The organism is Saccharopolyspora sp. NPDC045839, assembly GCF_056431645.1.
This window is the reverse complement of sequence record NZ_JBWKKH010000008.1, coordinates 139,448-152,430: the sequence shown is the minus strand read 5'-3', so window position 1 is coordinate 152,430 and position 12,983 is coordinate 139,448. Positions and strand designations below refer to the sequence as shown.

General features: G+C 69.8%; 13 protein-coding genes and 2 tRNA genes. 9 read left to right on the top strand and 6 right to left on the bottom strand.

Features of this window, described 5'->3' with window-relative positions; translation table 11 throughout:
* Positions 1 to 496 precede the first annotated feature (496 nt).
* Positions 497 to 567: transfer RNA gene (locus tag AC07EQ_RS14230), tRNA-Gly, on the bottom strand.
* A gap of 114 nt (positions 568 to 681) precedes the next feature.
* Here AC07EQ_RS14230 and AC07EQ_RS14225 point away from each other — a divergent pair.
* Positions 682 to 755: transfer RNA gene (locus AC07EQ_RS14225), tRNA-Pro, on the top strand.
* 168 nt (positions 756 to 923) lie between these two features.
* Here AC07EQ_RS14225 and AC07EQ_RS14220 read toward each other — a convergent pair.
* Positions 924 to 1,064, bottom strand: coding sequence for a hypothetical protein (locus AC07EQ_RS14220; RefSeq protein ID WP_478388387.1), 141 nt, complete (start codon positions 1,062 to 1,064; stop codon positions 924 to 926).
* Positions 1,043 to 1,999 carry a sucrase ferredoxin gene (locus AC07EQ_RS14215; RefSeq protein WP_478388386.1) on the bottom strand — a complete coding sequence of 319 codons (957 nt, stop codon included), beginning with the start codon at positions 1,997 to 1,999 and terminating at the stop codon, positions 1,043 to 1,045. The genes AC07EQ_RS14220 and AC07EQ_RS14215 overlap by 22 nt, the downstream gene beginning before the upstream one ends.
* A 191-nt stretch (positions 2,000 to 2,190) precedes the next feature.
* On the opposite strand from AC07EQ_RS14215, the gene tig reads away from it, so the two are divergent.
* From tig to AC07EQ_RS14190, 5 genes are all read left to right on the top strand, one after another.
* Entirely contained in the window at positions 2,191 to 3,555 is a 1,365-nt protein-coding gene (gene tig, locus AC07EQ_RS14210; RefSeq protein WP_478388385.1) for a trigger factor, read from the top strand.
* A 242-nt stretch (positions 3,556 to 3,797) separates the two neighbouring features.
* Positions 3,798 to 4,424, top strand: coding sequence for an ATP-dependent Clp protease proteolytic subunit (locus AC07EQ_RS14205; RefSeq protein ID WP_132489217.1), 627 nt, complete (start codon positions 3,798 to 3,800; stop codon positions 4,422 to 4,424).
* A gap of 40 nt (positions 4,425 to 4,464) precedes the next feature.
* Positions 4,465 to 5,097: an ATP-dependent Clp protease proteolytic subunit gene (locus tag AC07EQ_RS14200; RefSeq protein ID WP_132489215.1), complete on the top strand. Its 633-nt coding sequence runs from the start codon at positions 4,465 to 4,467 to the stop codon at positions 5,095 to 5,097.
* Positions 5,098 to 5,327: 230 nt separating this feature from the next.
* The gene (gene clpX / locus AC07EQ_RS14195; RefSeq protein WP_132489213.1) at positions 5,328 to 6,608 is read left to right on the top strand and encodes an ATP-dependent Clp protease ATP-binding subunit ClpX; all 1,281 of its coding nucleotides are present in this window, start codon (positions 5,328 to 5,330) and stop codon (positions 6,606 to 6,608) included.
* A 161-nt stretch (positions 6,609 to 6,769) separates the two neighbouring features.
* A complete protein-coding gene (locus tag AC07EQ_RS14190) occupies positions 6,770 to 7,408 on the top strand; it encodes an RBBP9/YdeN family alpha/beta hydrolase (protein WP_478388384.1) in 639 nt (212 codons plus the stop codon).
* A gap of 7 nt (positions 7,409 to 7,415) precedes the next feature.
* Here the strand turns inward: AC07EQ_RS14190 and AC07EQ_RS14185 are convergent, their stop codons facing one another.
* On the bottom strand, positions 7,416 to 8,291 hold the full coding sequence (locus tag AC07EQ_RS14185; RefSeq protein ID WP_478388383.1) for an alpha/beta hydrolase: 876 nt from the start codon (positions 8,289 to 8,291) through the stop codon (positions 7,416 to 7,418).
* Positions 8,292 to 8,364: 73 nt separating this feature from the next.
* Complete coding sequence (fdhD, locus tag AC07EQ_RS14180; protein WP_452612114.1) at positions 8,365 to 9,201, bottom strand: formate dehydrogenase accessory sulfurtransferase FdhD; 837 nt, start codon at positions 9,199 to 9,201, stop codon at positions 8,365 to 8,367.
* 105 nt (positions 9,202 to 9,306) lie between these two features.
* Here fdhD and AC07EQ_RS14175 point away from each other — a divergent pair, with 105 nt between their 5' ends.
* Positions 9,307 to 10,644 carry an OFA family MFS transporter gene (locus AC07EQ_RS14175; protein WP_478388382.1) on the top strand — a complete coding sequence of 446 codons (1,338 nt, stop codon included), beginning with the start codon at positions 9,307 to 9,309 and terminating at the stop codon, positions 10,642 to 10,644.
* Positions 10,641 to 10,748: an MFS transporter small subunit gene (locus tag AC07EQ_RS14170; RefSeq protein ID WP_456320510.1), complete on the top strand. Its 108-nt coding sequence runs from the start codon at positions 10,641 to 10,643 to the stop codon at positions 10,746 to 10,748. The genes AC07EQ_RS14175 and AC07EQ_RS14170 overlap by 4 nt, the downstream gene beginning before the upstream one ends.
* Before the next feature lie 174 nt (positions 10,749 to 10,922).
* Here the strand turns inward: AC07EQ_RS14170 and AC07EQ_RS14165 are convergent, their stop codons facing one another.
* The gene (locus tag AC07EQ_RS14165; protein ID WP_478388381.1) at positions 10,923 to 11,849 is read right to left on the bottom strand and encodes a LysR family transcriptional regulator; all 927 of its coding nucleotides are present in this window, start codon (positions 11,847 to 11,849) and stop codon (positions 10,923 to 10,925) included.
* A gap of 71 nt (positions 11,850 to 11,920) precedes the next feature.
* Here AC07EQ_RS14165 and AC07EQ_RS14160 point away from each other — a divergent pair, with 71 nt between their 5' ends.
* Positions 11,921 to 12,979 (top strand): SDR family oxidoreductase, encoded by a 1,059-nt coding sequence (locus AC07EQ_RS14160; protein WP_478388497.1) that lies wholly within the window; start codon positions 11,921 to 11,923, stop codon positions 12,977 to 12,979.
* Positions 12,980 to 12,983 lie beyond the last annotated feature (4 nt).

Below are 12,983 nucleotides of genomic sequence, written 5' to 3'. Positions count from 1 at the left end.
ACCCGAAGACGACCCGGCGGACAAGCAGGCCTACGGGAAGAACGAAGATCAAGAACAATGCCTCCGCAGGCCGACCCGAAGGGGCGGCGAAGGTCGGGCAACCAGCAGGAGAGCCCGCCGTTTTCGCGCGAAACCGGCGCGACTCAGGCGTGGCAAGCGACGGTTTCGCGCGAAAACGCCACCAGGCCAGGAAAGACCCAGGAGATCGACCCCAGCCGCGAAGCGGCACAACATCGACCCCAGCCGCGAAGCGGCACCATCAAAGACAGAGGAAGGCGTGAGGCGGCACCACCACTGTCAAGGAAGAGGCAGAGGTGATGTCCTGCGTCGGCCGCGAAGCGCCAAGGCTGGTCGGAAACCCAGGCCGGGAACGCTCCAAAGGCGGGGAGCAAGGAAAAGACGACCCCGCACCGTGGGGGTGTGGGGGCTCGGCCCCCGCAGCAAAGGTGAAGAGTAGAGGTCTGGTGACAAACCAGACACACCAAACCCAACTCGGAGCGGGCGACGGGAATCGAACCCGCGTAGCCAGTTTGGAAGACTGGGGCTCTACCATTGAGCTACGCCCGCGTGCCGGTTTCGCCTGACCTTCGTGGGTTGGGCGACCTTGCGTGCCACAGCTTAGCGGGTCGCGATAGGCTCTTCGCAACGCACCCGGTTTTTCCGGGTGTGCCGCACGTCGGACGGGGTGTGGCGCAGTTTGGTAGCGCACTCGCTTTGGGTGCGAGGGGTCGTGGGTTCAAATCCCGCCACCCCGACGTCGCGGCCGGCCGCTCGCCTGCAGGTGGGTGGCCGGTTTTCTTTTGCCCGTCGGCGGGTTGCGCGTGGTGATGTGCGTCGCAGCGGGTGGCCGCGGTTCGTAACGCTCCGTCGCGGGCGGCCGATTCCTCCGTCGTGCGCGATTGGAGTGTGGCCGGGTTCCGCGTTCAGCCGCCTGCCTTGGCGGTGGGCGTGGTGCTGGGCGCCGTCGTGGCGTTCCTGGTCGTGGTGTCGTTGTGCGTGCCGGGGCCGCCGGGTACGCCCGAGTCGGCGCCGCCGGACGGGATCATGACCGCGGTGACGCCCACGCGGTTGGGTTCTGCGGCGGGTGCGTTGGCCGGCCGTTGATGGTTTCGGCGGTGCAGGTGGTGGGGCGGACCGCTTTCTTCCCGCAGCTGTTGGGGCGTGGCGGGTCGAGTTCGTGTTCGCGGACCTCGACCTGCCAGTTGCGGCCGTCCTGGTGGCGGATCGTCACCTGGCCGTTCTCCTCGGCGGTGACGCGCAGGGCGTCGGCGAGGTATTCGCCGATGTGCTCGCGGACGGCGAGTTCGGCGGTTTGGCCGGCGCGGGTCCACGACGACCGGCCGCGGCAGTGGTCGAGCACGACCTTGCCGGCCGCGGCGGCGGACAGCACCGCTTCGGCGGCGGGTGCGGTCAGCCGCCCGTAGGTGTAGCCGCTGGGCAGCACGACCGCGGCGGGCGCGAAGCGGTGTCCGCCGGTGTGCGTGGATTCCCAGATCGAGCCGTCGTGCCGGCCGGCGAGGTCGGTGATGAGTTCGCGGCCGAGCAGGGCGCAGCACCGGTCGCGGCGGCCGTTGGTGCACACCAGCAGCAGCGGGTCGGCAACGGGCCGGCCCCAGCCGTCGTGGTGGCCCGCGGCGATCCGGCCGAAGTCGAGTTCGAGCAGGTCGGCGGGGTTGTCGACGGTCGTGGTCCGCAGCCAGCCGGTGCCGGGGGCGGTGTGCGCGAGGAACACCCGGCGCGGCTGGCCGTCGGCGGTGTCCGCGTGCCGGCCGGGCTGCCGGATGAGCTGGATCCGCACGCCGTGCTCGTCGGCCCGCGCGGACAGCGCCCGTCCCAGCTCGGGGTCCAGGTGGCTCTGGACCAGCGCGTTGTGGCCCCAGGGGCCGCGCTGTTCCAGGCACAGCCAGCTGCCTGCCACCGCGGCGGTCCCGGGCAGCGGCTCGGCGAACGTCTCGGACAGGGCGGCGCAGGTGGCCGCGTCGGCTGCGGTGTGGTGCACGTTTCCACTCAAGCACGGATGGCCGCCCGACGGTTAGGTGAGGCTGGCCAATGCGGGTTGTGGCAACCCCGGGCCGTGTGCCCCGGCGGGAAGCAATAGACTCGGAGGTCAGCCCGGCATCGTTGGACGTGGTGGTATGCCGCGCCCGTTGGCAGCGCCGGGAATCAAGCACGTTCGCACTAGGAGACCACGTGAAGAGCACCGTCGAGCACCTGAGCCCGACGCGCGTCCGGATCAACGTCGAGGTGCCGTTCGACGAGCTCAAGCCGAACTTCGACCGCGCGTACAAGGCACTCGCCCAGCAGGTCCGCATCCCCGGCTTCCGGCCGGGCAAGGTCCCGGCGCGGGTGCTGGAGAGCCGCATCGGTCGGGGCCCCGTGCTCGACGAGGTCGTCAACGAAGCGGTTCCGGCCAAGTACCTGGAGGCGGTCAACAGCAGCGAGGTGCGCACCCTCGGTCGCCCGGACATCGAGGTGACCAAGATCGAGGACGGCGCGGAGATCGCGTTCACCGCCGAGGTCGACGTCCGACCGGAGATCACCGTGCCCGCGTTCGGCGAGCTGTCGGTGAGCGTCGACGACGTCGAGGTCACCGAGGAAGAGGTGACCGAGCAGCTCGACTCGCTGCGCGCCCGCTTCGGCACCCTGGCCGGGGTCGAGCGCCCCGCGCAGGAAGGCGACTTCGTCAGCATCGACCTGTCCGCCACCGTCGACGGTGAGGACGTCGAGGACGCCAAGACCAGCGGCCTGTCCTACGAGATCGGCTCGGGCCAGCTCATCGAGGGCATCGACGACGCGCTGATCGGCGCGAGCGAGGGCGACACCAAGGCGTTCACCACGAAGCTGGTGGCCGGCGAGTTCGCGGGCAAGGACGCCGAGGTTTCGGTCGTGCTGAACTCCGTCAAGGAGCGCCAGCTGCCCGAGGCCGACGACGAGTTCGCCCAGATGGCCAGCGAGTTCGACACCGTCGAGGAGCTCATCGCCGACCTGCGGGAGCGCCTGGGCCGCGTCAAGAAGATGCAGCAGGGCATGCAGGCCCGGGACAAGGTCCTGGACGCGCTGCTGGAGATCATCGAGGTGCCGCTGCCGGAGAAGGTCGTCGAGTCGGAGATCGAGGTGCGCCAGCACGACGCGGTGCACCCGTTCGACCACGACGAGGCGCGCTTCGAGGAGTGGCTCGGGCAGCAGGAGAAGACCCGCGAGGAGTTCGACGCGGAGACCCGCACCGAGGCGGAGAAGGCGGTCAAGACCCAGCTGGTGCTGGACACCATCGCCGACGCCGAGGACGTCTCGGTCTCCGACGACGAGCTCACCCAGCGGATCATCTACCAAGCCCAGCGCTTCGGGATGAGCCCGGACCAGTTCGTGCAGCAGGCGCAGCAGTCGGGCCAGCTCGGCTCGCTGTACGCCGACGTCCGCCGCAGCAAGGCGCTGTTCTCGGTCGTGCGCCAGGCCACCGTCACCGACGAGGCCGGCAACGAGCTGGACCTCGACGAGCTGTTCGGCCCGCAGGAGTCGGAGTCGGACGAGGCGGCCGAGACCGCGAAGGCGGAGTGACCGACCTCTCGGGCGGACAATTTAAAAGCATGCTCTAAGCGAACGTGGGTGGTACTGGGAAGCTGGTGCCGCCCACGTTCGTTAGGGTCGGTTGTAGCGGATCGCCCGAGAGGGAAGCAGGACAACGCCTGGGGCCGCGCCCGACGTGTCGGCCGCGCCGGTCCACTGTGGAAGTGGGCGGAGTGGCCGATGTGGCCCCGGTGGACAACGGCCCATTGTGGGAGAAGGCAGGGAGACGTGACGTGACGCAGCACCTGACTGTTCCGACGTCCGACGCGCGGTCGCCGTCCATGCGGACGGGGACGAACGGGCTCTCGCTCAACGACTCGGTTTACGAGCGGCTGCTGCGGGAGCGCATCATCGTCCTCGGCTCCCAGGTCGAGGATTCGATCTCCAACCAGATCTGCTCGCAGCTGCTGCTGCTGGCGGCGGAGGACCCGGAACGGGACATTTCGCTCTACATCAACTCGCCGGGCGGCTCGGTGACGGCGGGCATGGCGATCTACGACACCATGCAGCTGATCAAGCCGGACGTGGCCACGGTGGCGATGGGCATGGCCGCTTCGATGGGGCAGTTCTTGCTGTCCGCGGGCACCAAGGGCAAGCGCTTCGCGCTGCCGCACGCGCGGATCATGATGCACCAGCCGTCGGCCGGCCTCGGCGGTACGGCTTCGGACATCGAGATCCAGGCCAAGATGTTCTCCCGGCACAAGAAGGAAATGGCCGAGCTGATCGCCGAGCAGACCGGTCAGACGGTGGAGAAGATCGTGCAGGACGCGGACCGCGACCGCTGGTTCACCGCGGAGGAGGCCCGCGACTACGGGATCGTGGACCACGTGGCGAGCGCCGCTAATCTGCCCAGCAGCTGATCATCCCCGCCCGAGACCTAGCAACGAGGAGTCACCCGTCGTGAACCCTTACGAGTCTTTGCAGTCCCGCTACGTGCTGCCCTCGTTCGTCGAGCGCACCGCGTACGGCGTCAAGGAGTCGAACCCGTACAACAAGCTGTTCGAGGAGCGGATCATCTTCCTCGGCGTCCAGGTGGACGACGCGTCCGCCAACGACGTGATGGCGCAGCTGTTGTTCCTGGAGTCCGACGACCCGGACCGCGAGATCCAGATCTACATCAACTCGCCCGGTGGTTCGTTCACCGCGCTGATGGCGATCTACGACACGATCCAGTACGTCCGCCCGGACGTGCGCACCATCTGCCTCGGCCAGGCCGCCTCGGCCGCGGCGGTGCTGCTGGCGGCCGGCACCAAGGGCAAGCGCCAGGCGCTGCCGAACTCGCGCGTGCTGATCCACCAGCCCTCGGTGGAGGGCATCCAGGGCCAGGTTTCCGACCTGGAGATCCAGGCCGCAGAGGTGCTGCGGATGCGGGACCTGCTGGAGACCACGCTGGCCCGGCACACCAACCGGTCCGTGGACCAGATCCGCGAGGACATCGACCGGGACAAGATCCTGACCGCCGACCAGGCTGCCGAGTACGGCCTGATCGACGAGGTCGTGCCCTACCGCAAGCTCTCGACGCAGAAGGCGTAAGGAGATTGCACCGCGCCGCTCGCGAGGGCGGGGCGGACGGCCGGGCGTGGTGGTCACGCCACGCCCGGCCGTCATGCACGACACGCCGGACGAGGTGCTGGTCACACCACGCTCGGCAATGGCGGACACTGTGAGTCTCCCCGAACCCGGGGAACGCCAGGTACCGTCGAAGGCACATACGGTCAGGCGCGCTACCGGACGGCGCGCCGGAGGGGACGGGGTCAGCGGTCATGGCACGTATCGGTGACGGCGGCGACCTGCTGAAGTGCTCCTTCTGCGGGAAGAGCCAGAAGCAGGTGAAGAAACTCATCGCCGGCCCCGGCGTGTACATCTGCGATGAGTGCATCGATCTCTGCAACGAGATCATCGAGGAGGAACTGGCCGAGGCGGGCGAGGTCAAGCTCGACGAGCTGCCGAAGCCGGCCGAGATCCACGAGTTCCTCGACCAGTACGTCATCGGGCAGGACCCGGCGAAGCGGAACCTGTCGGTCGCGGTCTACAACCACTACAAGCGCATCCAGGCCGGTGAGCGCCGGGAGAGCCGTGGTGAAGAGGCCGTCGAGCTGGCCAAGTCCAACATCCTGATGCTCGGCCCCACCGGTTGCGGCAAGACCTATCTGGCGCAGACGCTGGCCAAGATGCTCAACGTCCCGTTCGCGATCGCCGATGCGACGGCGCTGACCGAGGCCGGTTACGTGGGCGAGGACGTCGAGAACATCCTGCTCAAGCTGATCCAGGCGGCCGACTACGACGTGAAGCGCGCCGAGACCGGGATCATCTACATCGACGAGGTCGACAAGATCGCCCGCAAGAGCGAGAACCCGTCGATCACCCGCGACGTGTCCGGCGAGGGCGTGCAGCAGGCGCTGCTGAAGATCCTGGAGGGCACCACCGCGAGCGTGCCGCCGCAGGGCGGCCGCAAGCACCCGCACCAGGAGTTCATCCAGATCGACACCACGAACGTGCTGTTCATCGTGGCCGGCGCGTTCGCCGGGCTGGAGAAGATCGTCGAGGAGCGGGTCGGCAAGCACAGCGTCGGCTTCGGTGCGGAGCTGCGCTCGAAGGCCAAGATCGACACCACCGACCACTTCGCCGACGTGATGCCCGAGGACCTCATCAAGTTCGGGCTGATCCCGGAGTTCATCGGCCGGCTGCCCACGGTGGCCAGCGTGACGAACCTGGACAAGCCGTCGCTGGTGCAGATCCTCACCGAGCCGCGCAACGCGCTGGTGAAGCAGTACAAGCGGTTGTTCGAGATGGACAACGTGGAGCTGGAGTTCACCAAGACCGCGTTGGAGGCCATCGCCGACCAGGCGATCCTGCGGGGCACGGGCGCGCGCGGGCTGCGTGCGATCCTGGAGGAGGTCCTGCTGCCGGTGATGTACGACATCCCGAGCCGTTCGGACGTCGCCAAGGTCGTCATCACGGAGCAGACGGTCCGCGAGAACGTCAACCCGACGATCGTCGCGCGCCAGGCCACTCGCCGCGAGCGCCGCGAGAAGTCCGCCTGAGCCCTGGTCGGTTCGTGTCGAGCAGCTCTGCCGGGCGCCGGAGGTCGCCCGCTTCCCGGATCGTTCTGCACTGATCCGCCACCCGTGGTCACTCGCTGCGGATCCGGCGCGGTTAGATGATCATTGGTTGCGACCAGACGAACGATTCCGGGGACGGTGCCATGAGCGAGATGCATGTCCTGCTGATTCACGGGATGACCGGTTCCGGCCCCTGGCACTGGCAGCAGTGGCTCGCCGCGCAGCTCCGCGACCAGGGTGTCCGGGTGGACCTGCCGAGCCTGCCCGATCCCGGCCGGCCGGTGCTCGACAGTTGGCTGCCGGTGCTGCGGGAGCGGCTGGAGGCCGTGCCGCGGGAGGCAGAGCTCGTCGTGGCGGCGCATTCCTGCGGGGTGGCGCTGTGGCTGCACCACGCGGCGACGATCGCCGGGCGGGACCGGCGCGCGGACCGGGTCCTGCTGGTGTCTCCGCCCGCCCTGGACTGGCAGCACCCGGACGCCCAGGACATCACGCCCTATCCCACGGGCGCCGCGGCGCTGCGCCGCGCCGCCGGGATCACCCGGCTCGTGGTGGGCACCGGCGACCCGTACCTGTCGATGTACCGGGCGCACGCGCTGGCCGCGGACCTGCAGGTCGAGATGGACGTGATCCTCGACGGCGAGCACCTCAACACCGACGCGGGCTACGGCCCCTGGCCGTCGGTGCTGCGCTGGGCCCTGTACGGCTCCGTGCCGCTGAACGATCGCTTCGACACCGACACCTACACCGCGGGCCCGTCCCAGGACCGCCTGCGGCTGGTGTGACCGGCCCTCACTTCTTGCGCGACCGGGCGAGCTGGCCGCCTACGAAGTCGACGACCTCCGGAAGGGCCTTCCGGTAGTAGCGGCTGTTGTGCCCGCCCGGGGTGGTCGAGGCGTACTCGGGCTGGGCCGCGCGGATGAAGCGGCGAGTGCCCTCGATGAACCGGTCCTCGGTGCCGCACCACACGCCCAGCGGCACGTCGCCGAGCTCGTCGATGTGCCGGAGCGGGTCCATCGCGGCCCACTCGGCCTCGTTGGCGAAGGCGCGTCGCTTGCTCATCTCCCGCCAGCTGGTGATCAGGGCGGGGGAGACGACGGCGGCGGCCGACAGCGGATTGCCCTGTTCGAGCCTGCGGCGGGCGTAGAGCAGCGCCCCGAACCCGCCCATCGAGATGCCGGCCGCCGCGAACGGCTGGCCGCCCGGGCCGCCGAGGCGGCGTTCGGCCAGCCAGCGCGGCACCTCGTCGAGCAGCATCGACATCGGGTCGTCGCCCGGCCATCGGTGCCAATAGCTGTTCCCGCCGCCGTCCACGGCCAGGAACGCGAACGGCGGGATGCGGCGCGCGGCCACCGCGTCGGACAGCCAGGTCGGCAGCCCGCCCGCGGACTTGCGCGCGTCGCCGAACCGGCCGTGCAGCATCAGGCAGACCGGAAGCCCTTCGCGCGCAACATTTTTGGGGAACATCGTGACCAGGTGGACGGGGCAGTTGCGGGCCTGCGAGTGCACCTGCTCGACGAGCACGTTCGACTCGTCCATGTACTGCGCCGCCGGGCGCGTGTCGAGGTCGGCGGTCAGCCCGATGCTCAGCGCGGCCAGCCCGGCGACGCCGGAGGCGAGGACGCTGCGCCTGCCGAGCATGCGACCGCGCGGTTCACCGTCGCCCATGCGCCCTCCCGTTTCGCTGTCCGGCTTTCATCGTGCCAACGGGGTGCACCGGCACCAACCGAGTAGGACGCAATCAGGCGATGTCCTTCGTCACGATGCGTTCGGTTCCGGTGTAGACGTTCATGGTGCGGCCGCGGAGGAACCCGATCAGCGTCATGCCCTGCTCGGCCGCGAGGTCCACGGCCAGCGATGACGGCGCGGACACCGCGGCGAGCGCGGGCACCCCGGCCATCGCGGCCTTCTGCACGAGTTCGAACGACGCCCGGCCGGACACCATCAGCACACAGCCGGTCAGCGGCACCCGGTCCGCCAGCACGGCCCAGCCGAGGACCTTGTCGACGGCGTTGTGCCTGCCGACGTCTTCGCGCACCACGAGCAGTCCGCCGTCGGAGTCGAACAGTCCCGCCGCGTGGAGCCCGCCGGTGGTGTCGAAGACGCGCTGTGCGGCCCGCAGCCGGTCCGGGAGGGCGGCGAGGGTGTCCGTGTCCAGCGTCAGCGGGTCGTCGGCGGGGGAGTGCCGGGTGCTGAGCCGGACGGAGTCCAGTGCGGCCTTGCCGCACACCCCGCAGGACGACGTGGTGTAGAAGTTGCGCGTCACGGACGCGTCCGGCGGCTGCACGCCGGGGGCGAGCAGGATGTCCAGCACGTTGTAGGTGTTGCGGCCGTCGGGGCCGGGGCTGTCGCAGTAGCGGGCCGTGGACAGCTGGGCCTTGTCGTGGATGACGCCTTCAGTCAGCAGGAACCCGTGCGCGAGTTCGACGTCGTGGCCGGGCGTGCGCATGGTGACCGAGAGCGGCGCGCCGTTGACCCGGATCTCCAGCGGCTCCTCGGCGGCCAGCGTGTCCGGCCGGCTCCGGCTGCCGTCGGCGGCGATCTTCAGCACCGGTCGTCGCACGGTGACGCGTCCCATCGGGCCCTCCCTACCGGTCGCATCGGCGAAATCGTCCTCGTCCGAACGCCCTTGTACACCGTATGCTCAGCCGCGCTGTGATCAACGCCGCATCGGGGAGGTCCCATGGTCGCAGACCTGCTCGCCCCCAACAGAATCGTCGCACCTCGCGACTGGAACAGGTGGCTGGTCCCACCCGCTGCGCTCGCGGTGCACCTGTCGATCGGGCAGGTCTACGCGTGGAGCGTCTTCAAACCGCCGCTGGAGGACGCCCTCGGCCTGTCCGGGACGCTCAGCGCGCTGCCGTTCCAGCTGGCCATCGTGATGCTCGGGCTGTCCGCCGCGCTGGGCGGGACGCTGGTGGAGCGCCGCGGCCCGCGGTGGGCGATGGCGGTGTCCGCGACCTGCTTCTCGGCCGGGTTCCTGCTCTCCTCGCTCGGGGTGTCGACCGGCCAGTACTGGCTGGTGGTGTTCGGGTACGGGTTCGTCGGCGGGATCGGGCTCGGCATCGGCTACATCTCGCCGGTGTCGACGCTGATCAAGTGGTTCCCGGACCGGCCGGGCATGGCGACCGGCATCGCCATCATGGGTTTCGGCGGCGGCGCGCTGATCGCCTCGCCGTGGTCCGCGCAGATGCTGGAGTCCTTCGGCGGCGGCAGTTCCGGGATCGCGCTGACGTTCCTGGTGCACGGGTTGGCCTACGCGGTGTTCATGTCGCTGGGCGTGCTGCTGGTCCGGGTGCCGCCGCCGGACTGGCGGCCCGCCGGGACGCCGGAGCGGACCGCCGGCTCGATGATCACCACGGCGAACGTGACGGCCCGCAACGCGATGCGCACGCCGCAGTTCTGGCTGCTGTGGGTGGTCCTGTGCTGCAACGTCACCGCTGGGATCGGCATCCTGGAGAAGGCGTCGCCGATGATCGTCGGCTTCTTCGCGGACAGCTCGACGCCGGTCGCGACGGGCGCGGCGGCCGGGTTCGTCGCGCTGCTGTCTCTGACCAACATGGCCGGGCGGTTCGTCTGGTCGTCCACATCGGACATCGTTGGGCGCAAGAACGTCTACCGGCTCTACCTGGGCGGCGGGGTGCTGCTGTACCTGGGCATCGTGCTGTTCGGCGCGACCGGGGTGCCGGTGTTCGTGCTGTGCGCGATGCTGATCCTGTCGTTCTACGGCGGCGGTTTCGCGACGGTGCCGGCCTATCTGAAGGACTTGTTCGGCGGTCTCCAGGTGGGCGCGATCCACGGCCGGCTGCTCACCGCGTGGTCGGTGGCCGGGGTGCTGGGGCCGCTGATCGTCAACGCGATCGCCGACGTCCGCAAGGCGGCCGGCGCCACCGGACCGGACCTGTACACGACGTCGCTGTACATCATGATCGGCCTGCTGGTCGTCGGGTTCGTGGCCAACGAGCTGGTGCGGCCGGTCCATCCAAGGTTCCACGAACCGGCCACCGGAGGTGCGCGATGAACCGCCGAGCACTGCTCGTCCTCGCGTGGGCGTGGGTCGGCCTGCCGTTCGCCTACGGCGTCTACGAACTCGTCCAGAAGGTCACCCAGCTCTTCACCGGCTAGCGCGGTCGATCGCCGCGCTCACCTCGTGGACGGAGGTGAGCTCGCCGAAGGGCGGGAGGTAGAAGGCGTAGCGCATCGCGGCCGATCCTCGACGATGGGGAGACCCCGACGAGGGTCGGGAAGGGCGGCTGCGCCGTCTGGCCGACACGCGGGGAGGAGCGGGGTTTCGCCTGGTCAGGAGCCGGTTTTCGCGGACGTGAGGCGGCGACGGACGTGGTCGGGGAGGACCGCGGCCTTGCGGGCGAGGGTGTCGACGAAGGCCGACGTGAGCGGGTCCGGGCCGCTGCGCGTGTAGGCGGTCAGGGTCCGGTGCACGGGCGGGTCGGGGCGCAGCAGCGCGCCGTCGAAGCGGGGCGGGATGATGTTCGCCGGAACCAGCGCGGGGCCCAGTCCGGCAGCGGCGAGCATGGGGGCCGCCGCGGTCTGCTCGGTGCGGATCGCGGCCCGCGTCTGGAAGCCGGCGGCGGCGCAGGCCTGTTCGAGCACGTCGGAGAGCCCGTTCTCCGGGCTGTAGTGCACCCATCCCCGGTCGGCGAGTGCCCCGAGCTCGATGCGCGTCGCGCCCTCGCCGACGATCGGATCGTCCGTCGGCAGCACGACGACGAACTCCTCCACCCCCAAGGTGTGCACCGGACCGTCCCAATCGGACGGTGGCGGCCCCACCGCGAGATCGGCCTGCCCGGCCGTCATCGCGGCGCGGAGCTCGTCGGTGTGCCGGTGCTCGAAGAGTCTGATGTGGACACCCGCGTGCTCGCGGCGCCAGGCGCGCAGCACCGGCGGTAGCACGCCGAGGCTGATCGAGTAGACCGTCGCGAGCTGCAGCTCGCCGCTCTCCAGCCCGCATGCCTGCCGGGCGGCCAGCCGGGCGCGTTCGGCGTCGGCGAGCGCCGCGCGGGCGTGCGGCAGCATCGCGCGGCCCATCGGCGTCAGCCGCACCGCGCGCGGCAGGCGCTCCAGCAGCGGGCCGCCGACCTCCCGCTCCAGCGCGCGCACCTGGTGCGACAGCGCGGGCTGGGTGACGTGCAGGAGCTCCGCGGCGCGGGTGAACGACCCCTCCGCCACCACCGTGACCAGGTACTCGAACTGCCGCAGCGTTGGCATGAACAGAACTTATCACTGGCAGAAATAACAAGCCTTGGACTTATGGATCGATGGCGACGAGTGTTGTCGGCATGGAGCACAACACCAAGGTCGCCCTGGTCGTGGGGGCCAACGGGGTCATCGGTCGCAACCTCGTCGAGCACCTGGCCGCGTTGCCGGACTGGGAGGTGATCGGGCTGTCCCGGCGCGGCGGCGAGAACACCGAGCGGGTCCGGTACGTGGCCGTCGACCTGCTCGACCCGGAGGACACCCGGGCGAAGCTGCGCGAGCTCACCGGCGTCACGCACCTCTTCTACGCGGCCTACCAGGACCGCCCGACCTGGGCCGGACTCGTCCCGCCGAACATGGCGATGCTGACCAACGTCGTCGACGCGGTCGAAGCCGTCGCGCCCGGCCTCCGGCACATCAGCCTGATGCAGGGCTACAAGGTCTACGGCGCGCACCTCGGGCCGTTCAAGACGCCGGCCCGCGAGACCGACGCCCGCCCGATGCCGCCCGAGTTCATGGCCTCCCAGCAGCAGTTCCTGGAACAGCGCCAGCGCGGCAAGGCCTGGACCTGGACGGCCCTGCGCCCGTCGGTGGTGGCCGGATTCGCGCTCGGCAACCCGATGAACCTGGCAATGGTGATCGCGGTCTACGCGGCGATCTCGAAGGAACTCGGGCTGCCGCTGCGGTTCCCTGGCAAGCCCGGCGCCTACGACTCGCTGCTGGAGATGACCGACGCCGGCCTGCTGGCGAAGGCGACGGTCTGGGCCGCCACCTCGGAGCGGGCCGAGAACCAGGCGTTCAACATCAACAACGGCGATCTGTTCCGCTGGCGGGAGCTGTGGCCGAAGATCGCCGCGCACTTCGGCCTGGAGGTGGCCGACCCGCTGCCGATGTCGCTGAGCGACGTGATGGCCGACAAGGCCGGGCTGTGGCAGCAGATGGTCGCCGAGCACGGCCTGGAACCGCACGCGTACCAGGAGGTTTTGTCCTGGGAGTTCGGCGACTTCGTCTTCTCCTGGGACTACGACATGTTCGCCGACGGCTCGAAGGCCCGCCGGTTCGGGTTCCACGAGTTCGTCGACACCGAGGCGATGTTCCTGGAGATCTTCGACGACCTGCGCGCGCGCCGCGTCATTCCCTGAGGAG